The sequence below is a fragment of the Pseudomonas sp. JV414 genome (assembly GCF_032424305.1).
Lineage (GTDB): Bacteria > Pseudomonadota > Gammaproteobacteria > Pseudomonadales > Pseudomonadaceae > Aquipseudomonas > Aquipseudomonas lini.
Window position 1 is genome coordinate 202,310 of sequence record NZ_VYKC01000017.1, and the last position, 24,571, is coordinate 226,880.

The 24,571-nt window shown below is 58.7% G+C and carries 20 protein-coding genes; 9 read left to right on the forward strand and 11 right to left on the reverse strand.

What is annotated here, in order from left to right; translation table 11 throughout:
* Nucleotides 1–17 precede the first annotated feature (17 nt).
* The 4 genes from F6R97_RS18745 to F6R97_RS18760 form a co-directional block, all read right to left on the reverse strand.
* Nucleotides 18–722 carry a FadR/GntR family transcriptional regulator gene (locus F6R97_RS18745; protein WP_038981470.1) on the reverse strand — a complete coding sequence of 235 codons (705 nt, stop codon included), beginning with the start codon at nucleotides 720–722 and terminating at the stop codon, nucleotides 18–20.
* Between the two features lie 67 nt (nucleotides 723–789).
* Nucleotides 790–2,103, reverse strand: a complete 1,314-nt coding sequence (locus F6R97_RS18750; RefSeq protein ID WP_038981471.1) for a C4-dicarboxylate transporter DctA — start codon at nucleotides 2,101–2,103, stop codon at nucleotides 790–792.
* Between the two features lie 275 nt (nucleotides 2,104–2,378).
* Nucleotides 2,379–3,632 carry a serine hydroxymethyltransferase gene (gene glyA / locus F6R97_RS18755; RefSeq protein WP_315866918.1) on the reverse strand — a complete coding sequence of 418 codons (1,254 nt, stop codon included), beginning with the start codon at nucleotides 3,630–3,632 and terminating at the stop codon, nucleotides 2,379–2,381.
* Between the two features lie 222 nt (nucleotides 3,633–3,854).
* Complete coding sequence (locus F6R97_RS18760; RefSeq protein WP_315866919.1) at nucleotides 3,855–7,703, reverse strand: EAL domain-containing protein; 3,849 nt, start codon at nucleotides 7,701–7,703, stop codon at nucleotides 3,855–3,857.
* 285 nt (nucleotides 7,704–7,988) lie between these two features.
* Between F6R97_RS18760 and ettA the strand changes: the two genes are divergently transcribed.
* Nucleotides 7,989–9,653, forward strand: coding sequence for an energy-dependent translational throttle protein EttA (gene ettA / locus F6R97_RS18765; protein ID WP_038981474.1), 1,665 nt, complete (start codon nucleotides 7,989–7,991; stop codon nucleotides 9,651–9,653).
* A gap of 223 nt (nucleotides 9,654–9,876) precedes the next feature.
* Here the strand turns inward: ettA and F6R97_RS18770 are convergent, their stop codons facing one another.
* From F6R97_RS18770 to F6R97_RS18780, 3 genes are all read right to left on the reverse strand, one after another.
* Nucleotides 9,877–10,371 (reverse strand): GreA/GreB family elongation factor, encoded by a 495-nt coding sequence (locus F6R97_RS18770; protein ID WP_038981475.1) that lies wholly within the window; start codon nucleotides 10,369–10,371, stop codon nucleotides 9,877–9,879.
* 272 nt (nucleotides 10,372–10,643) lie between these two features.
* Nucleotides 10,644–12,497, reverse strand: coding sequence for a DUF4105 domain-containing protein (locus F6R97_RS18775; RefSeq protein WP_315866920.1), 1,854 nt, complete (start codon nucleotides 12,495–12,497; stop codon nucleotides 10,644–10,646).
* A 105-nt stretch (nucleotides 12,498–12,602) separates the two neighbouring features.
* Complete coding sequence (locus F6R97_RS18780) at nucleotides 12,603–13,091, reverse strand: DUF3015 domain-containing protein (RefSeq protein ID WP_038981477.1); 489 nt, start codon at nucleotides 13,089–13,091, stop codon at nucleotides 12,603–12,605.
* Nucleotides 13,092–13,367: 276 nt separating this feature from the next.
* Between F6R97_RS18780 and F6R97_RS18785 the strand changes: the two genes are divergently transcribed.
* Nucleotides 13,368–15,806, forward strand: coding sequence for a Lon protease family protein (locus F6R97_RS18785; RefSeq protein ID WP_315866921.1), 2,439 nt, complete (start codon nucleotides 13,368–13,370; stop codon nucleotides 15,804–15,806).
* Between the two features lie 306 nt (nucleotides 15,807–16,112).
* Nucleotides 16,113–16,454, forward strand: coding sequence for a hypothetical protein (locus tag F6R97_RS18790; RefSeq protein ID WP_007901845.1), 342 nt, complete (start codon nucleotides 16,113–16,115; stop codon nucleotides 16,452–16,454).
* Between the two features lie 5 nt (nucleotides 16,455–16,459).
* Here F6R97_RS18790 and F6R97_RS18795 read toward each other — a convergent pair whose 3' ends face one another.
* Nucleotides 16,460–18,289 (reverse strand): hypothetical protein, encoded by a 1,830-nt coding sequence (locus F6R97_RS18795; RefSeq protein WP_315866922.1) that lies wholly within the window; start codon nucleotides 18,287–18,289, stop codon nucleotides 16,460–16,462.
* Between the two features lie 160 nt (nucleotides 18,290–18,449).
* Here F6R97_RS18795 and F6R97_RS18800 point away from each other — a divergent pair, with 160 nt between their 5' ends.
* The 3 genes from F6R97_RS18800 to F6R97_RS18810 all read left to right on the forward strand — a co-directional run bounded on the left by F6R97_RS18800 (nucleotide 18,450) and on the right by F6R97_RS18810 (nucleotide 20,188).
* The gene (locus tag F6R97_RS18800; RefSeq protein WP_007901849.1) at nucleotides 18,450–18,938 is read left to right on the forward strand and encodes a TIGR00645 family protein; all 489 of its coding nucleotides are present in this window, start codon (nucleotides 18,450–18,452) and stop codon (nucleotides 18,936–18,938) included.
* A 205-nt stretch (nucleotides 18,939–19,143) separates the two neighbouring features.
* On the forward strand, nucleotides 19,144–19,440 hold the full coding sequence (locus tag F6R97_RS18805) for a DUF6482 family protein (RefSeq protein WP_315866923.1): 297 nt from the start codon (nucleotides 19,144–19,146) through the stop codon (nucleotides 19,438–19,440).
* Nucleotides 19,441–19,570: 130 nt separating this feature from the next.
* Nucleotides 19,571–20,188, forward strand: coding sequence for an FKBP-type peptidyl-prolyl cis-trans isomerase (locus F6R97_RS18810; RefSeq protein ID WP_038981481.1), 618 nt, complete (start codon nucleotides 19,571–19,573; stop codon nucleotides 20,186–20,188).
* A 125-nt stretch (nucleotides 20,189–20,313) separates the two neighbouring features.
* On the opposite strand, the gene F6R97_RS18815 is transcribed toward F6R97_RS18810, so the two are convergent.
* From F6R97_RS18815 to F6R97_RS18825, 3 genes are all read right to left on the reverse strand, one after another.
* On the reverse strand, nucleotides 20,314–20,571 hold the full coding sequence (locus tag F6R97_RS18815; protein ID WP_030129462.1) for a hypothetical protein: 258 nt from the start codon (nucleotides 20,569–20,571) through the stop codon (nucleotides 20,314–20,316).
* Between the two features lie 206 nt (nucleotides 20,572–20,777).
* Nucleotides 20,778–21,119, reverse strand: coding sequence for a zinc ribbon domain-containing protein YjdM (locus F6R97_RS18820; RefSeq protein WP_007901863.1), 342 nt, complete (start codon nucleotides 21,117–21,119; stop codon nucleotides 20,778–20,780).
* A gap of 190 nt (nucleotides 21,120–21,309) precedes the next feature.
* Nucleotides 21,310–22,278 (reverse strand): polyprenyl synthetase family protein, encoded by a 969-nt coding sequence (locus F6R97_RS18825; protein ID WP_038981482.1) that lies wholly within the window; start codon nucleotides 22,276–22,278, stop codon nucleotides 21,310–21,312.
* 240 nt (nucleotides 22,279–22,518) lie between these two features.
* Between F6R97_RS18825 and rplU the strand changes: the two genes are divergently transcribed.
* The 3 genes from rplU (at nucleotide 22,519) to cgtA (ending at nucleotide 24,561) form a co-directional block, all read left to right on the forward strand.
* The gene (gene rplU, locus F6R97_RS18830) at nucleotides 22,519–22,833 is read left to right on the forward strand and encodes a 50S ribosomal protein L21 (RefSeq protein ID WP_007901869.1); all 315 of its coding nucleotides are present in this window, start codon (nucleotides 22,519–22,521) and stop codon (nucleotides 22,831–22,833) included.
* Between the two features lie 35 nt (nucleotides 22,834–22,868).
* Nucleotides 22,869–23,144 (forward strand): 50S ribosomal protein L27, encoded by a 276-nt coding sequence (rpmA, locus tag F6R97_RS18835; RefSeq protein WP_007901871.1) that lies wholly within the window; start codon nucleotides 22,869–22,871, stop codon nucleotides 23,142–23,144.
* Nucleotides 23,145–23,337: 193 nt separating this feature from the next.
* Entirely contained in the window at nucleotides 23,338–24,561 is a 1,224-nt protein-coding gene (gene cgtA, locus F6R97_RS18840) for an Obg family GTPase CgtA (protein ID WP_315866924.1), read from the forward strand.
* The last annotated feature ends 10 nt before the right edge of the window (nucleotides 24,562–24,571 follow it).

The window sequence follows — 24,571 nt, forward strand, 5'->3', positions numbered from 1 at the left end:
CCAGTTCGACGAGGGGTTCAACTGCCGAGATGGTCGTCCGGGATGTTCAATTCGATGCCCATCCGCTGACCTTCCCGAAGGATGTGCCGACGCATCTCGGCGCTGGCCTGGGCGCTGTTCTTGCTGCGAATAGCTCGTACGACGGCTTCGTTTTCTTCAAGGCGTTCAGCCAAATGCTCCGGTGAATTGCGCAGCACGTCGGCGCTTTGCTTGAGGGCGTTGCTGGTCTGCTGCACCACGCTCTGGAAAATCGGGTTCGAGGTCAGGGCGAACAGTTCCTCGTGGAATGCGATGTAGGCATTCACGCCAGCCTCGCTGTCGTTGGCCTCAAGGGCTTCGCGCATGTCCATCAGGGTCAGGCGCAGTTGCCCGACTTCCTTGCTGCTGATGGACTGCGCCACCAGGCCGACGATGAACGGTTCGAGGGTGTAGCGCAGTTGCAGCACGTCTTCCAGGCTGGCCCCGGCTACCGCGCTCTCGTGGCTTTGACTGTCGCTGAGATTGGCTTCCAGCACCACCACGCCTTTGCCTGGCATGGATCGCACCAGCCCGAGGGTTTCCAGCACGATGACTGCTTCGCGCAGGCTCGGACGGCTGATGCCCAGTTGTTCGGCCAGTTCACGCTGGCCTGGCAACATTTCGCCGGATCGCCACTGACCGCGGGCCAGCGCGGCCCGAAGTTTTTCTACGACTGAATTTACAACGGTTGACGAGGTAATCACTGTTCGCTCCATGAGCATCCATAACGATTGATGGCCGTGCCTGCCCGCAGGCAGGCACGGCGATTATTCAGAATTCCTGCTGATGCGCCGGGGCAACCGGCTTCCTCGGCTGGAAGGTATAACCCTGTTGACCGGACAGCACCTTGTTTGCCCGTTGGATATCGATATCTTTTTCCCAGCGGGCGATGGCCACGGTGGCGACGCAGTTACCGATCAGGTTGGTCAGCGCACGGCCGATGCCCATGAACCAGTCCACTGCTAATACAAGCACCAGGCCGACTACCGGAATCGCTGGGATCGCCGTCAGTGTCGCCGCGAGAATCACCAGCGCTGAACCGGGAATCCCGTGGGCACCTTTGGAGGTGATCAGCGACACCAGCAGAATCGTCAGCAGATCGGTCATGGCCAGCGGCGTACCGGTGGCATTGGCGATGAAGACGATGGCCAGGGTCAGGTAGATCGAAAAACCATCAAGGTTGAACGAGTACCCGGTTGGAATCACCAGCCCGACCGTGGAGCTACCGATGCCCAGGTGTTCAAGCTTGCGCATGATTTGTGGCAGCACAGCGTCGGAGGAGGCGGTGCCCATGACGATCATCAGTTCTTCGCGCAGGTACTTGAGCAACGGCCACATCTTCAGGCCCGAAAGGCGCATCACCAGGCCGAGAATCAATGTCACGAAGGCCACACAGGTCAGATAAAACAGGCCGACCAGATTGCCCAGGTGTTGCAACGAGTCCAGGCCATATTTGCTGGTGGTGAAGGCGATGGCGCCGAACACGCCGATTGGCGCCAGACGCACGATCATGCCCATGATGCGGAAGATCACGTGGCTCAGTTCATTGATCAACCGGGAAATACCCGACGCTGCTTCGCCCACCAGGTTCAACGCGCTGCCGAACAGCACCGAAAACAACAGGACTTGCAGAATGTTGTTTTCCGCGAAGGCGCCGATCACCGAAGTCGGGATCAGGTTCATCAGGAACTGGGTGGTGGTGTGCATGTGCTGACCGCGCTGGGCGATGTCGCCGATGTCGGCGGCGGAGAGCTGGTCCAGATGAATGTTCGCGCCGCTACCGATTCCGGTCGTGAAGGCGAACACCAGGCCGATCACCAAGGCGATGGTGGTCAGGATTTCGAAGTAGATCACCGATTTCAGGCCGATGCGTCCGACCTTCTTCAAGTCGCCGGCACCGCTGATGCCGCTGACCACTACGCAGAACACGATCAAGCCAATGAGCATCTTGATCAGTTTAATGAAACCGTCGCCGAGGGGTTTGAGTTGCGCGGAGTATTCAGGAAGGGCCAGCCCGCAGACGATGCCGAGCACCAGTCCGAGAACCACTTGAAGGAAGATTGAACGCGAGCACCATCTGAGCATGGGAGGAATCCTGGTCGGTGTCCTGGCTGCCGTGCGCGAGGCGCATCAGATTCAGGACTTAATTATTGTGGTCTTACCGGTATGTCCAGTGCAGGCGCAGTCTAGGCGCTGTTTTTGGGTGATCGCAAGTATATTTTGAAGAATTGGCATGACCGGTCTTACCAGTTGGGCGCAATGCCCCGACCTTGAGCCTTTTCGCGGTTTGAAAAAATTGCGGACGAAAAAAAACCGGCCATCACTGGCCGGTTTTTCATTGCTGCGGTTTAGCGGGCTGATTAAGCGCCGTATACCGGCAGCTTCTTGCAGATGGCCTTGACCTTCTCACGAACGGCGTCGATCACCGCTTCGTTGGAAAGATCAGCCAGGATGTCGCAGATCCAGCCGGCCAGCTCTTTGCACTCAGCTTCCTTGAAGCCGCGAGTGGTCACAGCCGGAGTACCGAAACGCAGACCGGAGGTGACGAACGGGGAGCGTGGATCGTTCGGTACCGAGTTCTTGTTCACGGTGATGAACGCTTTGCCCAGTGCGGCGTCGGCGTCTTTACCGGAGATTTCCTGCTTGATCAGCGACAGCAGGAACAGGTGGTTCTGAGTACCGCCCGACACCACGTCGAAACCGCGCTCGATGAACACGCCGGCCATGGCCTGGGCGTTTTTCACCACTTGTTGCTGGTAGGTCTTGAACTCAGGCTGCAGCGCTTCCTTGAAGCAGATCGCCTTGGCAGCGATCACGTGCTCCAGCGGGCCACCTTGGGCGCCCGGGAATACCGCGGAGTTCAGCTTCTTCTCGATGTCGGCGTTGGCGCGAGCCAGGATCAGGCCGCCACGTGGACCGCGCAGGGTCTTGTGGGTGGTGGTGGTCACGACGTCAGCGAAAGGAACCGGGTTCGGGTAGACGCCAGCGGCGACCAGCCCCGCAACGTGAGCCATATCAACAAAAAGATAAGCGCCGACTTTGTCAGCGATAGCGCGAAAGCGCGGGAAGTCGAGGATCTGCGAGTAGGCAGAGAAACCGGCCACGATCATTTTTGGCTTGTGCTCAACCGCCAGACGCTCGACTTCGTCGTAGTCGATCAGGCCGTTGGCGTCGATGCCGTACTGAACAGCGTTGTACAGCTTGCCGGAGGAAGAAACGCTGGCACCGTGGGTCAGGTGACCGCCGTGGGCCAGGCTCATGCCCAGGATGGTGTCGCCCGCTTGCAGCAGGGCCAGGTAAACGGCGCTGTTGGCTTGGGAACCGGCGTGTGGCTGAACGTTGGCGTAATCGGCGCCGAACAGTTGTTTTGCTCGATCAATTGCAAGCTGCTCAACCACGTCGACGAACTCGCAACCACCGTAGTAGCGCTTGCCCGGGTAACCTTCGGCGTACTTGTTGGTCAGTACCGAGCCTTGAGCTTCCATCACCGCAGGGCTGGTGTAGTTTTCCGAAGCGATCAGCTCAATGTGTTCTTCCTGGCGCTGAGCTTCTTGCTCCATGGCGGCAAAAAGGTCGGCGTCGTACTTGGCAATAGTCAAATCACGGCTGAACATGGCGGTCCTCAAGGATCGGGGCAGAAAAGGGGGCATTCTAACTCAATGGGTTTTAGATGGCATATGAAAGGACATCATGTCGCAGACAAGTGGTGTTCATGCGCGGGATTTGCGGTGTCTGAGTGGGCCTCTTCGCGAGCAAGCCCGCTCCCACAGGGGAACGCATTCCAAATGTGGGAGCGGGCTTGCTCGCGAAGAGGCTATCAGCTACACCCGAAAGCTTCAGTCCAGCATGAACAACGCATCATTGCTGAACTGCGCCTCAAACCGGCTCGCCGGCATTGGCCGGCCAAACAGATACCCCTGAACCTCATCGCAACCATGCTCACGCAGGAAGTCGAGCTGCTCGTGGGTTTCCACGCCTTCGGCGATTACCGCCAGATTGAGGCTGTGGGCCATGGCGATGATCGCCCGGGCAATTTGTGCATCCTGTTCCCCCGAGGGCAGGCCATCGACGAAGGTGCGGTCGATTTTCAGCACGTCGATCGGGAATTGCTTGAGGTAGTTGAGCGATGAATAACCTGTGCCGAAGTCATCGACCGCGATGCTCAGGCCGAGGTTTTTCAACCCGGCGAGAATCTGCATCGCCTCGCTGACTTCGCGCATCAGGATACTTTCGGTCAATTCCAGCTCCAGGCACGCCGGCGGCAGGCCGGTTTCCTTGAGGATGGTGGCGATCCGCGTACCGAGCTGCCCGTCGGAGAACTGCCGGGCCGAGATATTCACCGAGACCTTCGGCACCCGTACCTTGGCCTGGTGCCAGGCCTTGAGCTGACGGCAGGCTTCGCTGATCACCCAGTCGCCGACATCCACCACCAACCCGAGCTCCTCGAGCACCGGAATGAAATCCCCCGGCGGCACCAGACCGCGTCGTGGGTGGCGCCAGCGCAGCAGGGCTTCGGCGCCGGTCAGGCGTTTGCCGTCGCCGCTGAATTGCGGCTGGTAGTACAGCACGAATTCGTTTTGTTCCAGGGCATGACGCAAGTCGCTTTCCAGCTCCAGACGCTCCAGGGCGCTGGCGTTCATGTCAGCCTGATAGAACTGGAAGTTGTTCTTGCCGCGCTCCTTGGCGTGGTACATCGCGGTGTCGGCGTTCTTCATCAGCTGACTGAGTTCGCTGCCGTCCTGAGGGCTCAGGGCGATGCCGATACTGGCGGTGACAAAGAACTCGCGGCCTTCCAGCACGAACGGTTTCACCAGGCTGGCGAGGATCTGCTCGGCCACATGAATCGCCCGGTTCAGTGCGATCGCCCGGTTGACCCGCGGTTGCAGCAGCAACGTGAACTCATCGCCGCCCATGCGCGCCACGGTGTCGTCATCGTCGACGCAACCGAGCAGGCGCGTGGCCATTTCCTTGAGCATACGGTCGCCGGCGGCGTGGCCCAGGGAGTCGTTGATTGGTTTGAAGCGGTCGAGGTCGAGGAACATCAGCACCACCCAGGACTTCTGCCGTTCAGCCGATTGCAGCGCGGTGTGCAGGCGATCCTGGAACAGCGTGCGGTTGGGCAGGTGGGTCAAGGCGTCGTAATAGGCCAGGCGGTGAATCCGTTGCTCACTGGCCTTGCGCTCGCTGATGTCGCTGAAGAAACACACGTAGCTGGCCAGATCGCCTTCATCGTCGAGTACCGCCGTAATCCCGACCCAGGCCGGGTAATGCTCGCCATTGCGTCGTTTAAGCCAGACTTCGCCTTCCCAGGTGCTGTGCTGATGCAATTGTTTGAGCACATAGCGCAGATGGGCTTCCTGCTGCTCATCGACGGTGAGCATGTTCGGCAACTGGTCGAGGACCTGGGACACCGCATAGCCGCTGACGCGACTGAAAGCTTCGTTGGCCTGGACGATGTAGCCGGCCGGGTCAGTGATCAGAATCGCCGAGGTCGAGTGCTCGAATACCGTGGCCGCCATGCGCAAGTCTTTTTCGGCCCGACGTTGCTGGCTGATGTCGCGACCGACCCCGAGCACACCTTCGAAGGCGCCGTGTTCGTCCCAGACCAGCACCAGACGCAACTCGATAGGGATCTTGCGTCCGTCGGCCCGCAGGCAGTCGAACAGAAACAGCTGGGTCTGCACCTGACTGCGCAGCAGCGCCAGTTGTTCGGGTTTATCCAGCGCTTTGCTGACCCGGTCCATCAGGCTGTAGATGCCGGTCAGTTGTTGCGGGTTGGCGATGGTCGATTGCCAGCCGTTCTGGAATATCCAGTCGGCGTCGAAGCCCAGCACGGCTTGCACCGAGGGGCTGACGTAATTGAGCGACATCTTGCTGTCGGTGGAGAAAATCACGTCGCTGATGCTTTCGGCGAGCATCCGGTAGCGTTGCTCGCTGTCGCGCAAGGACTCGCTGGCTTCGATCTGCTCGGTGATGTCCTTGGCCACGCCAATGATGCGCGTGACCTGATCGTGTTTGTCCCGCGCCAGGGCCTGTTCGCGAATATCGAAACGCCGCCATTTGCCATCGCGATGGCGGAAACGCAGTTGGCATTGCATCAGTTGGGTGTAACCCGCGTGACGTTGGGACTGGCGTGACCGGTGGTAGTAGTCGGCATCCTCGGGGTGCAACAGGATTTCCCAGAAATACTCGCCCATCTGGTGCAGTTCGGTGCGGTTGTAACCCAGCGTTTGCCCCAGATGATGGTTGCTGAAGATCATCCGCTGGCTGATCACATCCTGCACATACAGGTGATCCGGGACGGTGCGCACTACGTCGGACCAGAACCCTTCACGCTCAAGCAGCGACAATTCGATGAGCTTGCGACTGGTGATATCGCTGATGCTCAGGATCACTGCTTTGTAGTCGGCCTGATTTTCCGGCAGGCGCAGCACCAGCCACAAATGCTGGTCGCGGCCATTGGCGTCCTGGAGTTTGATTTCCAGCTCAAGCTGTTTCTGTTGGTGCAGCACCGCTTCGAGCACTTGATTGCCGATGGCCGTGCAATCCAATGGGCAGCCGTCGATCAGCAGTTTCCAGGCTTGATCGCAGGAATTGACATTGAGCAGTTGCAGGGCGACCTGATTGACCTCGGTGATGCGCAGTTCCTGCAGCAGTTGCTGGCGTTGCTCCGGTGTTTCGAGCCAGGCCTTCAACTGCTCGCTGCTGTTGAGTTGGGCCCTGTCGAAGATACTTTTGAGCCCGGACAGGTCGAGCACGCACAGCGCAACGCCGGTGCCTTCGAAAATGTCCTGATAGCGTCGACGGCCTTCATGCAGTTGGCGTTGACGGCGACGAATGTTCAGCAGCGCGATGAACGGCAACAAGGAGAGGGCCAGGCCCAGCAGGCATTTGCCGATGAACGCCGGCAGCAGTTGTTCGATCACCCGTTGCCGGTCGAATAGCCCGCGCAGTTGCCAATCGCTGCTGCTCAAGGGGATTGTCAGCACGCTGTTGGCCAGTTCGTCGGCTGTCAGCACGGCCGGTTTGGCCGAGGGCTGGGCGTCATCGCGGCTGATGATTTGATGATTGATGCGGTTTTCCACCAGCCACTGGGGGCGGATGCCGACGTCGGCCTGTTTGGTCAGCGAGGAGAAAAACGTTGGCGTCAGGCGCAGGACCCAATAACCGCGGCTGCTGCCGCTGGCCTGATGCAGGAGCAGGTGCACCACCGAACCGTCATCTGCATTGCTGAAATAGTGGGCCTGGGCGCGGCTGCGCTGAACCAGTTCGCTCAGGTAATGGGCGTCCGGGCTGTCGGCGGCACTGTCGCTGAGGATTTTTCCGGAGGGACTGAGCAGCGCCAGGCTGCGCAGGTCGGGCAGCGATTGCTGCAGTTTGCGCAGCAACGCCTGCTGTTCGTCGGGGCTTTGTGGTTGTTCGATGATCGGTAGCAGATTAAGGGCGATCTGGGCATTGAGTGCCATGTTGAGGCTGACTTGCGAAGCCAGGTCGGCCGAGTAGTCGATGGTGTACTGGCGCTGGTTTTTCTGGGTTTCGCGAAGCTGGTCCAGTAGCTGCCAGAACAGCAGTGCGAGCAGTAACAGGACGAGGGTCGCCAGCGCGCCCTTCAAGGTGCCGCGCAGGGGCGAGCCGGTCGCAGGATTGAGTGCGCTCACGGACGATGGCGGAGAGACATTAGACAAACTGTAATCCTGCGGTTTGGCTGGACTGGCGCGACGTGCACTATAAGCCGGGCGCCCGAAGCGCGGCTAGCATGCCTTGAGTTGTGGCGAAGTGCCAGCCCTGCTCGGCTGGACTGCCTTCCGTCAATCAGGTAGCTTTGCCGGTTACGCGGGAGCGTTCCAGCTCCTAAACTCAGGCTTTTTCCGCGCGCCGGTATTGAGATTAATCAATCGCTTGCACTGCGCATGGCCTGGCCCGGGCTTCGCCCGCGCTTTAATTCATCAGTCACTGACCCTAGGTTCTCCATGGCTCAATACGTCTTCACCATGCATCGGCTGGGCAAAGTTGTTCCACCGAAGCGGGAAATCCTGAAAAACATTTCGCTGTCGTTCTTCCCTGGCGCCAAGATCGGCGTACTCGGTCTCAACGGTTCGGGTAAGTCCACGCTGCTGAAAATCATGGCTGGCGTCGATACCGAGTTCGACGGCGAAGCCCGTCCGATGCCGGACCTGAACATCGGCTACCTGCCGCAAGAACCGATCCTGGACCCGACCAAGACTGTACGTGAAGTGGTCGAGGAAGCGGTCAGCGTGATCAAGAACGCCCAGGCGCGCCTGGACGAGGTCTACGCGGCTTACGCTGACGAAGATGCCGACTTCGACAAACTGGCCGCCGAACAGGCCAAGCTTGAAGCCATCCTGCAAGCCAGCGACGGTCACAACCTGGATCGCCAACTGGAAGTCGCCGCCGATGCGCTGCGTCTGCCAGCGTGGGATGCCAAGGTCGAATTCCTGTCCGGTGGTGAAAAACGTCGTGTGGCCCTGTGCCGCCTGCTGCTGTCCGCACCAGACATGCTGCTGCTCGACGAACCGACCAACCACCTGGACGCCGATTCCGTCGCCTGGCTTGAGCACTTTCTGCACGATTTCCCGGGCACCGTGGTTGCGATCACGCACGACCGTTACTTCCTGGACAACGTCGCCGGCTGGATCCTCGAGCTCGACCGCGGCGCCGGTATCCCGTACGAGGGCAACTATTCGGGTTGGCTCGAAGCCAAGTCCGATCGTCTGGCGGCCGAATCCAAGCAGCAATCGGCTCACGAAAAGGCCATGAAGGAAGAGCTGGAGTGGGTGCGCAAAGGCGCCAAGGCCCGCCAGTCCAAATCCAAGGCTCGTCTGCAACGCTTCGAAGAAATGCAATCGCAGGAATTCCAGAAGCGCAGCGAAACCAACGAGATCTACATCCCGGCCGGTCCGCGCCTGGGCGACAAGGTCATCGAGTTCAAGAATGTCAGCAAGGGCTACGGCGATCGCGTGTTGATCGACAACCTGTCGTTCTCCATGCCTAAAGGCGCCATCGTTGGCGTGATCGGCGGTAACGGTGCCGGTAAATCGACCCTGTTCCGTATGCTGATGGGCAAGGAAACACCGGATTCGGGCTCTATCGAAGTCGGTGAAACCGTGCAACTGGCGTGCGTCGATCAGACCCGTGAAGACCTGGACGGCAGTAAGACTGTGTTCCAGCAGATCTCCGACGGTTCCGACCAGATTCGCATCGGCAACTACGAAATCCCGTCGCGCACCTACGTGGGTCGCTTCAACTTCAAGGGCGGCGATCAGCAGAAGTTCGTCAAGGACCTGTCCGGTGGTGAGCGCGGTCGCTTGCACCTGGCCCTGACCCTGAAAGAGGGTGGCAACGTCCTGCTGCTCGACGAACCGTCCAACGACCTCGACGTTGAAACCCTGCGTTCCCTGGAAGAAGCCCTGCTGGACTTCCCGGGCGCCGCCATTGTGATCTCTCACGATCGGTGGTTCCTTGACCGCGTCGCGACTCACATCCTGGCGTACGAAGACGACTCGCAAGCGGTGTTTTTCGAAGGCAACTACACCGAGTACGAAGCCGATCGCAAGAAACGCCTCGGCGAAGCGGCTTCCCAACCGCACCGCGTACGGCACAAAAAACTGGCCTGATTTCAGGTTGGTCGCATAGAAAAAACGGAGCCTTCAGGGCTAATGCCAGTCAGTTAAGGGTAAATCGGACCTGTAGGAGCCAGGCTTGCCGGCGAAGGCGTCCTTAAGAGCGCCTTCGCCGGCAAGCCTGGCTCCTACGAAAAGCGGTTCATTCGCTTAACTGACCGGCATTAGCCTTCAGGGCTCCGTTTTTTTGTTCTTAGAGATTGCGGCGTCATCGAATTCACCCCATTTCTATGGCCAACACCTCAATCACCAAATCCCCCGCCGGCCGTTTCCACAGCACCTCATCGCCCACTTGCGCCCCGAGCAACGCCCGCCCCAGCGGCGAGCTCCAATTGATCAAGCCATGGGCGGCATCCGCCTGGTCTTCTCCGACCAATTGCACGCGCTGCTGATGATCGTGCTCGTCGGCAAAGGTCACCCAGTTGCCGATCTGCACTTTATCGGCCGAGGAGGCCTGTGCGACCACCTGGGCGCTTTGCAGGCGCTGCTTGAAGTAGCGCCAGTCGCGATCGAGGTCGGCCTGGCGCTGCTTGTCGGCCAGTTCGCCTTTGGCGCTTTCCTGATCAAGCAGGCTTTGCAGCTCGGCGACTTTCGCCTGAAGCTGCGCCAGGCCCACTGGCGTGACGTAATTGGGCTGCGCGCTGACCTGCCGTTCGACTGGCTGATCGGCTTGCGCGGCGGCGTTATCTTCATTGACGAAGGCGCGACTCATGCTGTTCTCCCGTTATAGGGTTTGGGCCATGGTCGCAGGCTTTAAGTTTCGACGAATGTCTGTAAACGACTTATTGCGAGCGATCGCAATGCCACATCTCGGATTCCTGGACCGTTCAATGGCCTATAAGGGAAGTCTAGAAGTGGATTTGTCGGGTGGGAGTAAAAGAAAGGTCAAAAGATCGCAGCCTGCGGCAGCTCCTACAAAAGCGCGGTTACATGCGGTCCTGTAGGAGCTGCCGCAGGCTGCGATCTTTTGCGGTTAAACAACGATCAATAGTGATACCACTTCACCTCAAGCATCACTTCGTTTTCGGGCGAAGCCAGGTGGCTGAATTCACGCTGGGCACTCAGGCGCACACCCAGATTGCGCGACAGTTCCCACTGCTGATTCAGACTCACACTTCGGCGCACTTCGCCATTGGTGAAGTAATCGCCCTTGGCTTCCAGGCTGAAATTGCCCAGCGGGTTTTTCCACAGCAGGCCGCTGTTGAAGCCCGCCGCCGGAGCGATGAAGCCCGCGAAGTCGTTGTTATGCTCCACACGCACGGTGCCCAAGGCGAACCCGAGCATGTCGTCACCCAGTTGCCAGGTCCCGCCGCCACCGCCGTTGACATGGCTGACCAGGGTTTCGTCGTCATGCTTGCCCGGTACGCGCTCCAGGCCGCCGGTGACTTGCCATGACAGCGGCTGCAACAACTCATTGCGAGGCGTCAGCGAGCGGATGGTCGCCAGGTCCAGTTGCTGTAACTGCCAGTCATTGCCTTCGTATTGGCGCAGCTTCATTTGCAGGATTTCGATTTGCGCACCGAGGGGGAAGCTTTCCATGTTGTCATTCAGATCGTGATAGGCCATGCGCAAGCCATATTCGCCGAAGGCCTTGTCGCCCCGGGTGCCGATGCCGGCTTGCCAGGTGCGGGATTCGTGACCGTCCTCGGGCAAGCCAGGTTGCGGAATTTTCAGCTCCGGGGGCGGGTTTTGATTGATTGCGCGCAGCAATTCGAAACTGCGTTGAGCCCGTTGTGGGTCACGCTCCTGACCGTTGGCGCGATAACGCTCCAGACGATAAGCCGCATCGATGATCAACGCCTGACGGTCGCGAGGTAGAGCCTTGAACGCCGAATCCTGCAATTGCTTCTGATCGGCGCTGACTTTCAGCACCCACTCCTGCTCATCGGAGGTTAATGGCTCGGCACGGCTTAGCAGTTCGCGCTCACGGGACGGGCGATACTCGATCGACTCCACCAGCCCGGCTTCTTTCACCGCTTTGACTGTGTCGGTGGGGATAGCGGTCAACGGGAATTGCTCGGTCAACTGCAGGCTCGGCCGCGCTACTTGCAGCAACTCAAGCAGGCGGTAGGAGCAGTTTTCATCGAAGAAGAAGTAGTCGAACTGGATTTGCTTGAGTTCCCAGACGTGCTCGACCATGCGTTCGGTTTCCTGCTGCGTCAGGTTCAGGCGGTATTCCCACAGGTCGCGGTTCTCTAGGCTGCGATATTCCGAGAGTTTTTCCTGATACGGCACCAGCGCGAACAGCCCGGGATAGCCGCCCATCAAGCCTTTCCAGGCGTAAAGAATGCTGTTGTCCGAACCTTCGATGTAGGCGCCGAAGTTGATCGCGTAACTGAGCAGTGACGTCTTGTCGCTCTGCACATTGGCCTGATCGATGCGCAGCAAGGTGTGACCAAACATCGACGATGGGCTGTTCAGGTAAGCCGCCGGGAAAATCATCACCGCGCTGTGGGGCGAAACATCCTTGAACCATTGCTTGAACTCAGCACAGTCCGGTGTCGGCAGATCGCTCAGCTCAAGTTGCGCCTTGAGCCAGCGGGTGCGGGCCGGATAGACGCATTGGGCATGCTGCTCGCCGGCACTGGCCGGGGCATACAGTGCCTGCACGGTCGCCGCCAGTTCGCGGTCGGGGTGTTCGTTGCCATCGGGGGCGAGAAAGAATTTCTTGTCGCTGACATAGCTGCGCCAGCCACCGAGCTTGGCGGTTTCGTAATGCCCCAGGGAAATCCAGAAGGGGTCGTTGGCCAGTTGCTGCAAACGTTGATTGTCGATGTGTGGCGCGGCGGACAGCGGGGCGCAGACACAGAGCGCCAGCCAGGCAAGGCGTTTGAGCATAGTGAGCAACTTAAGCCGAAAGAAACAAAGACCCGAAGGGGCAGGCCAAAAGGGCCAGGTTCAAAAAATAAAACCCGCTCCCCAAAGAGAGCGGGCCGGTCGAGCTTAAGCTTGAGTAGCGTACTTGGCCAGACGAGGGTCGCTTTTCAGCACGGCCAGGGTGTTGGTATGCACGTCATCAGCGGTCACGTCAGCTTTGCTGAAGATCTGCTGGAAGTGCTGATGAGTCACAGCGGCGAAGTGCGCACGGTCTTCCGGCGCCACGCCCAGTACCACGGCGTAAGTGGTCAGCGCTTCGCCCTGACCTTTGGCCATGTCTTCGGACAGCTCGTTCATCATGCCATTCATGGCAATCCAGGATTTGCCGCCATAGGTCAGCGACGCGTTGGTCGAGCAACCGTTGGTACCGGAGGTCATACCGAACGTTGCATTACCGGAAGTGCCGTTAGTGGTGGATGCCAGGAAGTGTGCCGGGGTGCCACGCTGACCTTCGAACAGCAGGTTGCCCCAACCACAGTCTGGACCGCCTGGCGCCTGAGCCATGGCGTTGATGGATACAGCGGTGAAGAGAGTACCAAGAAGAATCCGTTTCATAGCTATGTTCTCTTTGTGTGCATACCAATGGACAGGGTGCTGGCCCCTAATGGTGCCAGTGGGCCGGTTATTAGTTCCAGCCGCGCAGCATGGAGTTTAGGCATGTTCCGGGGGTTCCGTAATCTTTTGCGAAACATTCCTTGAAAACACTGATTTTGACCTGCTCGGCCCGGGGCTGACGCTTTGTCTAAACTTTGGCTTGAGGCGCGCCTTGCCAGTGAGGTACGGGCAGCGCCAGAATGCCGCTATCTGCCCCGCCTGATGTAAGGAAGCCCGATGCCTGATCCTGTTGCTGCCAGCTTGCGTCTAGCGCCTGAAGCGCTGACCCGTCCGTTTTCCGCTGAACAGTTCAGCTTCTCTACCACCAATGATCTGGAGCCCTTCCGCGGTGTGCTTGGCCAGGAACGCGCGGTCGAAGCCTTGCAGTTTGGTGTGGCCATGCCACGCCCCGGTTACAACGTATTCGTCATGGGCGAGCCCGGCACCGGCCGGTTTTCGTTCGTCAAACGCTACCTCAAGGCCGAAGGTAAACGCCTGCAGACCCCGGCGGACTGGGTCTACGTCAATAATTTCGATGAACCGCGCGAGCCTCGCACCCTGGAATTGCCGTCGGGCACCGCCGGTGCCTTCATCGGTGACATCAACGGCTTGATCGACAACCTGCTGGCGACCTTTCCGGCCGTGTTCGAGCACCCGTCCTATCAGCAGAAGAAAAGCGCCATCGACCGCGCTTTCAACCAGCGTTATGACCGTGCACTGGATGTGATCGAGCGTCTGGCGCTGGAGAAAGAGGTCGCGCTCTACCGCGACAGCAGCAACATCGCTTTCACGCCGATGAGCGAAGGCAAGGCCCTGGATGAGGCTGAGTTCGCCCAGTTGCCGGAAGCCGAGCGCGAACGCTTTCACGAGGACATTTCCGGGCTGGAAGAGCGATTGAACGAAGAACTCGCCAGCTTGCCGCAATGGAAGCGCGAGTCGAGCAATCAACTGCGTCAGCTCAACGAAGAAACCATCACCCTGGCTTTGCAGCCATTGCTCGCGCCGCTGTCGGAAAAGTACGCGGAAAACGCAGGCGTTTGCGGTTACCTGCAAGCGATGCAGGTGTACCTGCTCAAGACGGTGGTCGAGCAACTGGTGGACGACAGCAAGACCGACGCCATCGCCCGTAAAATGCTTGAAGAGCAATACGCTCCGAGCCTGGTGGTCGGTCATCCGTTCAGCGGCGGTGCGCCAGTGGTCTTTGAGCCGCACCCGACTTACGAAAACCTGTTCGGCCGCATCGAGTACACCACCGATCAGGGCGCGCTCTACACCACTTATCGACAGTTGCGTCCGGGGGCGCTGCACCGCGCCAACGGCGGCTTCTTGATTCTTGAAGCGGAAAAAATGCTCAGCGAGCCGTTCGTGTGGGATGCGCTCAAACGCGCCCTGCAATCGCGCAAGCTGAAAATGGAATCGCCGCTGGGCGAGATGGGCCGTTTCGCCACTGTGACCCTTACTCCGCAACATATTCCGTTGCAGGTCAAAGTCGTCATCATTGGCGCCCGGCAGCTCTACTACACGTTGCAGGACCTCGATCCGGACTTCCAGGAAATGTTCCGTGTCCTGGTGGATTTCGACGAAGACATCCCGATGGTCGACGAGAGCCTGGAGCAGTTCGCCCAGTTGCTCAAAACCCGTACCTCAGAAGAAGGCATGGCGCCGCTGACCGCCGATGCGGTGGCGCGTCTGGCGACTTACAGCGCGCGTCTGGCCGAACACCAGGGGCGTTTGTCGGCGCGGATCGGCGATCTGTTCCAGCTGGTCAGCGAGGCGGATTTCATTCGCGACCTGGCGGGTGACGACATGACCGACGCCGGGCACATCGAGCGTGCGCTCAAGGCCAAGGCCACCCGTACCGGGCGCGTTTCGGCGCGGATTCTCGATGACATGCTGGCCGGGATCATTCTGATCGACACCGATGGCGCGGCTGTCGGCAAGTGCAACGGGCTGACGGTATTGGAGGTCGGCGATTCGGCTTTCGGGGTACCAGCGCGGATTTCCGCCACGGTTTATCCGGGCGGTAGCGGCATTGTTGACATCGAGCGCGAGGTCAACCTCGGCCAGCCGATCCACTCCAAAGGCGTGATGATCCTCACCGGGTATCTGGGCAGCCGTTATGCCCAGGAATTCCCGCTGGCGATTTCCGCGAGCATCGCCCTGGAGCAGTCCTACGGTTATGTCGACGGTGACAGCGCGTCTCTGGGCGAAGCGTGCACGCTGATCTCGGCCTTGTCGAAAACCCCGCTCAAGCAGTGCTTTGCGATTACCGGTTCGATCAACCAGTTCGGTGAAGTGCAGGCGGTGGGTGGGGTCAACGAGAAAATCGAAGGTTTCTTCCGGCTCTGCGAAGCCCGTGGTTTGACGGGGGAGCAAGGGGCGATCATTCCTCAGGCCAACGTCGCCACGCTAATGCTCGACGAGAAGGTGCTGGTGGCGGTGCGGGCGGGGCAGTTCCATGTCTACGCAGTGCGCCAGGCCGACGAGGCCCTGAGCCTGTTGGTCGGCGAGCCGGCCGGTGCGCCGGATGAGAATGGCGAATTCCCTGAAGGCAGCATCAATGCGCGGGTAGTGGAACGCTTGCGGGTGATCGCGGAAATGATCAGCGAGGAAGACCTCAAGGAAGCCGAAAAAGAGTTGGCGCAGGAAGCAATGCTGGAAATCAAACCGGCCTGACGCAACCCTCCATGTGGGAGCGGGCTTGCTCGCGAAGACTGACGAACATTCAACATTAATGTCGACTGTTATGCCGCCTTCGCGAGCAAGCCCGCTCCCACAGGGTTTTGTGTTCAATGCAAAATTAAAAGCGCCGTCAAAATGGCGTCAATATTCACACAGTGACCACTCGGCACCTTCTGGTCTTGGTTCGCGTGCGAACCAGACTTTTCTTCTATTATCTGCTCAAGGATATCGACAGTAATCACTGGATCGAGACAGCCTTCCCGTGGAGGCTGAATACCGGATCTACCGAGGGTCGCCGCCATGTCGCGCAACCTCTGCCTTACCCGTCAATGCCTGGGTCTCGTGACCCGTATCGAATGTGCTATCCGCCCGCTGGCGGGAGATACGGGCATGTGGACCTTGCTCTTCGCCGCCGGAATGGCCGGCGAGCAGCCTTCTGCCATCAAGGCCCAAGGCCCGTTCCGTGGGCCGGTCGTGGCTGAATCGATCCTCGATACCATCGTTGAAAGTCTGACCTTGCATGGCTATGAGCTGGCCGATGACCCGCAAATCTGGTGCCTGCATCTGCAAGCCCAGTTGCGAGAGATCAATGGTGGTCGTTACCGCAACCTTAGCGGACCCGAGTTTCGGCCTGAGCACTGAACAGACTATTGATCAAGGCTGCCTGGCTCGGCCTTGTCGAGTTTGACCTCAAATCCATATTGCACGGTGGTGAGGTTGGTTCGCTGATAAGTTTCCAGACGTGTGGGCTGGCCATAGAAGTAATGCACTGCGAATAACGCCGGGCCTTGCGCGCTCGCGTCGTGACTGACCGAAAGAATCTCCTTCAGATAGTTGCCACTGTCGTCCTTGGCGAAAAAACGCCAGTCCTGGGCTGGAAACAGCTTCAAATCCACCACCAACGCATTTCCTTTGAGCTCAAGGCCTTTGGGCAATTGGCGGGCGTCGTACGTTTGCTGGTCGACAGTCGCCAGGTACTGCGGCATGGAGCCCACGGCGTAGGCCGGCGTTTCCGGAAACAGGTTCAGATCATAGGTGATGTCGCCGCGTATCGGGTCGACCTGATACGCCTCTGGCGGCAGCTCGATCGGCCCATCGCGCTGGCCATTACGGTCTTGGGTAAAGAACGTCACCGGGCTTTCGCCGGGATTGAATGAGGTGCCCAGCAGTTCATCATTGAAGCTTCTGGGGTGGTCGAATTCGATGCGCGCGGCACTCGGGTCATCCACCGACTGACTGATGCTGATGCTTTTTTTCAGTTGTTCCTCGCCCAGCGTTGCGCCCTTGAGCCAGGTAGCGGCCTGGTCGTCATACACCACCACCGGCAAGGTCAGTGGCTGGATGGCTTTTTCCGTGGTGTGCGGGTCGAAGCGGCGTATCGGCAGGTTCAGGTCCTTGTGGGTCACCGTGACCGCCGAGAAGTCCAGCAGGCTGACTTCGACGGTGTCGATCGGCCCGTTGAAGTAGACCTTGGTGTAATGCCGGGTTTGTTGCTTTTCAAACGCGTGCTGCTCGTCATCGAGCTGTTTTTCGAACGCCTCGCTCCAGGCCTTCTGCTGTTGTATTTGCGCCAGTTGTTTTTGATAAAACGCAATTTGCGCGGCGGTTTCATTGATCGCACCTGAGCGCGAGAGGAATTGCCCGGTGGCGTCCCTGGCCTGAACGATCAGTGGATTGAATGATGTGTCACGTATCTCGGGGGCCAACGGCGCGCTGTTGCTGAATTCGATCTCGGCGTAGTTACTGGTCAGTTTCAATAAGGTGACACTGAGATTGTCGTTGGTGCGAGTCTGGCCGACATCCTTTTTCGTCAGGTCGAAGCTGTAGAGCCGGCGTGGGGCGATGACTTCCACCTTGCCTTGCAGGCTCACCGGTTGTGGTTGGCTCTTCTTATCCACATCCAGGCCTTCGATGAAGGGGTAGGTCACCGTCAAATCATCCGGGTTGGTCAGGTTGGAGCTCGACGGGCTCAGCTGAATGCCGGGATCGGTTTCCGACCATTCCGGCTGAAACGCGATGACGCGCTTGTCGCTCAGGGTCACCGATTGCCATTCCAGGCCATGAGGAAAAAGGAACGCGCCGGGAATGTTGAAGTTGAAGGGGGATACCGGCTGCAGATCGGTCAGGTAATCCGAGCTGGACTCCTTGTGCAGCACGAACAGACCGTTGATGTAGGTGTCGACCAGCGCCTGGGGCGTGGGGTAGTGCTTGAGCACAGCGAGGGCGTCTTCGCCGTATTCGGTGACCACTGGTTTGGTGTCGAGCTTGAGTTGCGCGCGTTCGAGCAACAGTAGTGAGCCGCCGAGCTCGGCCACGGCATCCTTGAGTTTGGGATCCTCGATCGTCTCCAGGGATTGTTCGAACTGTGCGATCTTTTCTTCGAGGCTGACCTGACGTTTCTCATCACTGGGTGAACAACCACCGAGCAGCAACGTGAGGCAAAGTCCGGCACTCGTTAAAGGCAATCGCACATCCATTTCCAGTTTTCCTGTCCGACGTCGCTGACCTGTCAATCATCTGGACACTAGCAGAAAAACTTTGTCACACACACGCAGGTTGCGGATTTTCCGGCGGTTTCTGGGTGTAACAGGTGGCTGTTATACTCGCCGCCATTTCCAGCCCCTTGTGTGAGATTCAATGGAACGCTTTATCGAAAATGCAATGTACGCCTCCCGCTGGTTACTGGCGCCGATCTATTTCGGTTTGTCCCTGGGTTTGCTGGCGTTGGCACTGAAATTCTTCCAGGAAGTCTTCCACGTCATCCCTAACGTGTTCTCGATGGCCGAGTCGGATCTGATTCTGGTGCTGCTGTCGCTGATCGACATGGCGCTGGTGGGCGGCCTCCTGGTGATGGTGATGATCTCCGGCTACGAGAACTTCGTTTCTCAGCTGGATATCGACGACAGCAAGGAAAAGCTCAACTGGCTGGGTACCATGGATTCGTCTTCGTTGAAGATGAAGGTCGCGGCGTCCATCGTAGCGATTTCGTCCATCCACCTGCTGCGGATCTTCATGGACGCCAAGAACGTCGATCCCGAGCATTTGAAGTGGTACGTGGTCATTCACATGACTTTCGTGGTGTCGGCATTTGCCATGGGCTATCTGGACAAGCTGACCAAGCACTGATCTGCACAGTCCATGTGGGAGCGGGCTTGCTCGCGAAAGCGGTGTGTCAGACGACTTCAATGTTGACTATGCTGCCGTTTTCGCGAGCAAGCCCGCTCCCACAGAGGTGTGAAACAGACGGGCGGTGTCGCTTGTAGCTTGTACTTTGGCCCGTCGAGGCCTATCCATGTAGAGATCCTGGCTCGCCACTGCGTGAGGTGCGTTCATGAACCTGCAAGAGTTGAATGCGTATGCCATCGCCGGAAAGGTCGATGAGCTGAACCTGATCTCGGTGGACGGCGTGAGCTACGTGCTGGAGGCTCGGATGCATGGCGCGGCCTACCCATTGCGCGAGGCCCACGGCGAGATATTGCATCTGCGCTCGGTCGAGCATGCGCGTGACCTGCTTCATGCCTTTCCCAAGCTGTCGTTCAACGTTGTGCATGCCTCGGTTCATGACGAAATGTGCGGTGCCAGCACCGAGGAAAGCCTGAAAGTACCGATCACCTTCCGTTCCGCGTGACAGCGCTGACGCCGCTCAAACGTGGCGGCATCTGTGCTAGTCTGCTCGCCCTTTTGATTCCGGGCGCGTTCCGGGACGCGCTGTGCACGCACGGCAAGTTCCAGGGCCGTCCGCACAGCGGAGCAGTGTCATGTCCGAAGTAAATCTGTCCACCGACGAAACCCGCGTCAGCTACGGCATTGGCCGTCAGTTGGGTGATCAGCTGCGTGACAACCCGCCACCGGGCGTTAGCCTGGACGCGATCCTGGCTGGCCTGACCGATGCGTTCGCCGGCAAGGAAAGCCGTGTAGGCCAGGAAGAAATGTCCGCCAGCTTCAAGGTGATCCGCGAAATCATGCAAGCCGAAGCTGCAGCCAAGGCTGAAGCCGCTGCTGGCGAAGGCCTGGCTTTCCTGGCTGAAAACGCCAAGCGCGAAGGCATCACCACTCTGGCTTCCGGCCTGCAATTCGAAGTGCTGACTCAAGGTGAAGGCGCCAAGCCAACCCGTGAAGATCAAGTGCGCACTCACTACCACGGCACCCTGATCGACGGCACTGTGTTCGACAGCTCCTACGATCGTGGTCAGCCTGCAGAATTCCCGGTAGGCGGCGTTATCGCTGGCTGGACCGAAGCCCTGCAACTGATGAACGCCGGCAGCAAATGGCGTCTGTACGTGCCGAGCGAACTGGCTTACGGCGCTCAAGGCGTTGGCAGCATTCCGCCGCACAGCGTACTGGTATTCGACGTCGAGCTGCTCGACGTTCTGTAATCCGGTAAGCCTTTGATCCTGTAGGAGCGAGGCTTGCCCGCGAAAGCATCAACTCGGTTTCAAGTTCAAACCGAGTCGCCTGCTTCGCGAGCAAGCTTCGCTCCTACAGAGGCTTTCAGTGTTACTCATAGTTCGATCTTGTGATGCAGCTCATTCGTCGGGCGCAACGCCCGGGCATAGCAGAACAGAAACAGATTGCGTACCAGTTCCTTGAGCACCACCGGCTCGCTGGAACTCAGGCCGTTGACGTCTAGATCACCCTGATCCTGTAGCTCGTTCAAGGCTTCTTCTTCAAGCACCGCACAGACTTCCCCCGTTTCCCGATGCAGGATTCTGAGGTAAGGGTGTGGGCGGTCCAGCCAGGCATCGATCAAATAAGTCATGGGTCTCATCTCCATTGATGGGTTTCAATGAGAATAATTCTTATTCATCAAATAGCAAGAGCCTATTGGCGGTTTGTGTCTTTTTCTGCGGGGAAATTGCTGAGCATCAAAACGACTGGCGTTTGGCTATTGCGCGGGAATGCTGGGTGATACGGGGAAGGGCGAAGCACCATCCCACGCCGGGCGCGGGATGGAATACAGCAGATTCAGACTTTTCTGACGAACTCGGATTTGAGTTTCATCGGACCGATGCCATCGATCTTGCAGTCGATGTCGTGGTCGCCATCGCATAGGCGGATGTTCTTGACCTTGGTGCCGACCTTGACCACCAGCGACGTGCCTTTGACCTTGAGGTCCTTGATTACGGTGATGGTATCGCCGTCCTGCAGGACATTGCCGACCGAATCCTTTTTCACGGTGTCATCGGAGGCCACTTCGGCTTCGCCACTGGCGGACCACTCGTGGGCGCACTCCGGGCAGATCAGCTGTGCGCCGTCTTCATAGGTGTATTCGGAATTGCATTTCGGGCAGGGTGGCAACGTGCTCACTAAAGCTCCTTGGATTCAGGATGGCTAAAAAGCGCACATTATATAGGGTTTTATGCGGGGAGGGGGACAACACTACCCTGTGGGAGTCGGGCTTGCCCGCGATGCAGGCGCCCCGGTGTTTCAGGCGCACCGCAGTGATGCCATCGCAGGCAAGCCAGCTCCCACAGGAGCCGGTCCTTGCAAGAGGGTGTCAATGCGTACGGGCGACCGCAAACTCGCTCAATTCCACCAATGCATCGCGGTATTCGCTGGCGGGCAGGGCGTCGAGGCACTTGATCGCACGGGCCACGTAATCGCGGGCCAGTTGTGCGGTGTAATCCAGCGAACCGGAAGCTTCAACAGCTTCGCGAATCCTTTCCAGATCTTCGATGCCACCTTTCTGAATCGCCTGACGAACCAGTGCGGCCTGCTCCGGAGTGCCTTCGCGCATGGTGTAGATCAGCGGCAGCGTCGGTTTGCCTTCGGCCAGATCGTCGCCGACGTTCTTGCCCAGGGTTTCGGCGTCGCCACGGTAATCCAGCAGGTCGTCGACCAATTGGAAGGCCACCCCCAGGTGGTCGCCAAAGGTGCGCAGTGCTTCGCTCTGTTCCGGCGAGGCGCCGGCCAGGGCCGCGGCACTGTGGGTCGAGGCCTCGAAGAGCATCGCGGTTTTGCCGCGGATGACTTCCATGTAGGTTTCTTCGGTGGTGCTGGCGTCGCGGACCTTCGACAGCTGCAACACTTCGCCTTCAGCGATGATGCGCGTGGCTTGCGAAAGGATTTTCATCACCGGCATGGAGCCCAGTTCGACCATCATTTCGAAAGAACGCGAATACAGGAAGTCGCCCACCAGCACGCTCGGTGCGTTGCCCCACATGGCGTTGGCGGTCGAGCGGCCTCGGCGCATGCCGGACATATCGACGACGTCGTCGTGCAGCAGGGTGGCGGTGTGCAGGAACTCGATGGTCGCGGCCAACAGGCGCAGGTCATCGCCTTCGCGGCCCAGTGCCTTGCCGCACAGCAGCACGAGCAACGGGCGCAGGCGTTTACCGCCAGCCGAGGTAATGTAGTCGCCGATTTTCGATACCAGCGGCACTCGGGAAGTCAGCTGTTTCTTGATGATGCCGTCGACGGCGCTAAAATCGTCCGCCACCGCGCGGTAGAAAGCTTGGGGTTGCATCAGCGACAGTTGCTCCAGAAGGGTTGCGCGGCATGCTAGGACCCACGTCCGGGCCTGTCAAGGCACGATGGACAGCCTCTTGCATCGCCCCGGCAGCTTGCGTACAATCGCGCACCCTGAACTTCCTGGGCAGCACCTGCCTTACGCAATTGCAAACAGGCCTTCCAGCCTTATGCAGCCATGCCAGCCAATACCTCTTCTTATAAAGAGCTGGGTGAGCAGGATTATCGGAGAAATACCATGTCTTATGCAGTAATCGTTACTGGTGGCAAGCAGTACAAAGTTGCTCCAGGTGAATACCTGAAGATCGAAAAACTGGAAATCGCTACCGGCGAATCCGTTACTTTTGATCGCGTTCTGTTGGTTGCCAATGGCGACGACGTGAATATCGGCGCTCCAGTTGTTCCTGGCGCTACCGTTGTGGCTGAAGTGATCTCCCAAGGTCGTCACGATAAAGTCCGCATCATCAAGTTCCGTCGCCGTAAGCACCACATGAAGCGTATGGGCCACCGCCAGTGGTACACCGAGATCAAAATCACCGGTATTCAGGCTTAATTTCAGCCTAATTCCTCACTAGGAGAATTGAACTCATGGCACACAAAAAAGCTGGTGGTAGTACCCGTAACGGTCGCGACTCAGAAGCCAAACGCCTTGGCGTGAAGATGTATGGCGGCCAGGTTATCATTCCGGGCAACATCATCGTGCGTCAGCGCGGCACCCAATTCCACGCTGGCTACGGCGTTGGCATGGGCAAAGATCACACTCTGTTCGCTAAAATCGACGGCGTGATCAAGTTCGAAGTAAAAGGCGCCTTCGGTCGTCGTTACGTAAGCATTGTCCCGAAGACTGACGTCGTCGCGGCATAATTACGTAGTTGCTGGAAAAGCCCTGTCTTGCGACGGGGCTTTTTCGTTTGTGGGGTGAGTCTCTTGCAAAGCTGTTTGTGATGGGCTCCAGCGCTGTATTGGCGGTCGTTGATTGAGGTCGCTGCGCTCATTTTTGCAAGAGTCTTATGTCTAGGTTTTTTCGGCTCGTCCGTATGGCGAGAGGCGTTTTGTTATGAAGTTTGTTGATGAAGTATCGATTCGAGTAAAGGCCGGCGACGGCGGCAACGGTTGCATGAGCTTCCGTCGCGAAAAATTCATTGAAAACGGCGGCCCGAACGGCGGTGACGGTGGTGATGGCGGCTCGGTCTACATGATCGCCGACGAAAACCTGAACACCCTGGTGGACTACCGTTATACCCGGCACTTCGATGCCGAGCGCGGTTCCAACGGCGGCAGCACCGACTGCACCGGCAAGAAAGGTGAGGAGCTGGTGCTGCGCGTTCCGGTCGGCACTACCGTCATCGATTCCGCGACTCAGGAAGTGATCGGCGACCTGACCAAGGCCGGCCAGCGTCTGCTGGTGGCTCACGGTGGCTGGCACGGTTTGGGTAACACCCGTTTCAAATCCAGTACCAACCGGGCGCCGCGCCAGACCACGCCGGGCAAGCCGGGTGAGCAGCGCGACCTGAAGCTGGAGATGAAGGTGTTGGCGGACGTCGGTCTGCTTGGTTTGCCGAACGCTGGCAAAAGTACCTTCATTCGCTCGGTATCGGCCGCCAAGCCGAAAGTCGCCGACTACCCGTTCACCACTCTGGTGCCGAACCTGGGTGTGGTTAGTGTCGATCGCTGGAAGAGCTTCGTGGTGGCGGACATTCCGGGCCTGATCGAAGGTGCTTCCGACGGCGCGGGCCTGGGGATTCGCTTCCTCAAGCACTTGTCGCGTACCCGTCTGCTGTTGCACCTCGTCGACATGGCGCCGCTGGATGACACCAGTGCTCCGGATGCCGCTGAAGTGATCGTCAGCGAACTGACCAAGTTCAGCCCGTCCCTGGCTGAGCGTGATCGCTGGCTGGTGCTGAACAAGTGCGACCAGATCCTTGAGGAAGAGCACGACGCTCGCGTCAAGGAGATCGTTGATCGTCTGGAGTGGACCGGTCCGGTCTACGTGATCTCCGCAATCGCCAAGCAAGGCACCGAGCGTCTTTGCCATGACATCATGCGTTACCTGGAAGATCGTGCCGATCGTCTGGCTAACGACCCGGCCTACAAGGAAGAGCTGGCCGAGCTCGATCAGCGCATCGAAGATGAAGCGCGCGCCCAGTTGCAGGCGCTGGACGATCAGCGTGCTCTGCGTCGCAGTGGCGTGAAGTCGGTCCATGACATCGGTGACGACGATTGGGATGAAGAAGATGTGGATGACGAAGACGGTCCGGAAATCATTTACGTGCGTGACTGATTCGTTGCGA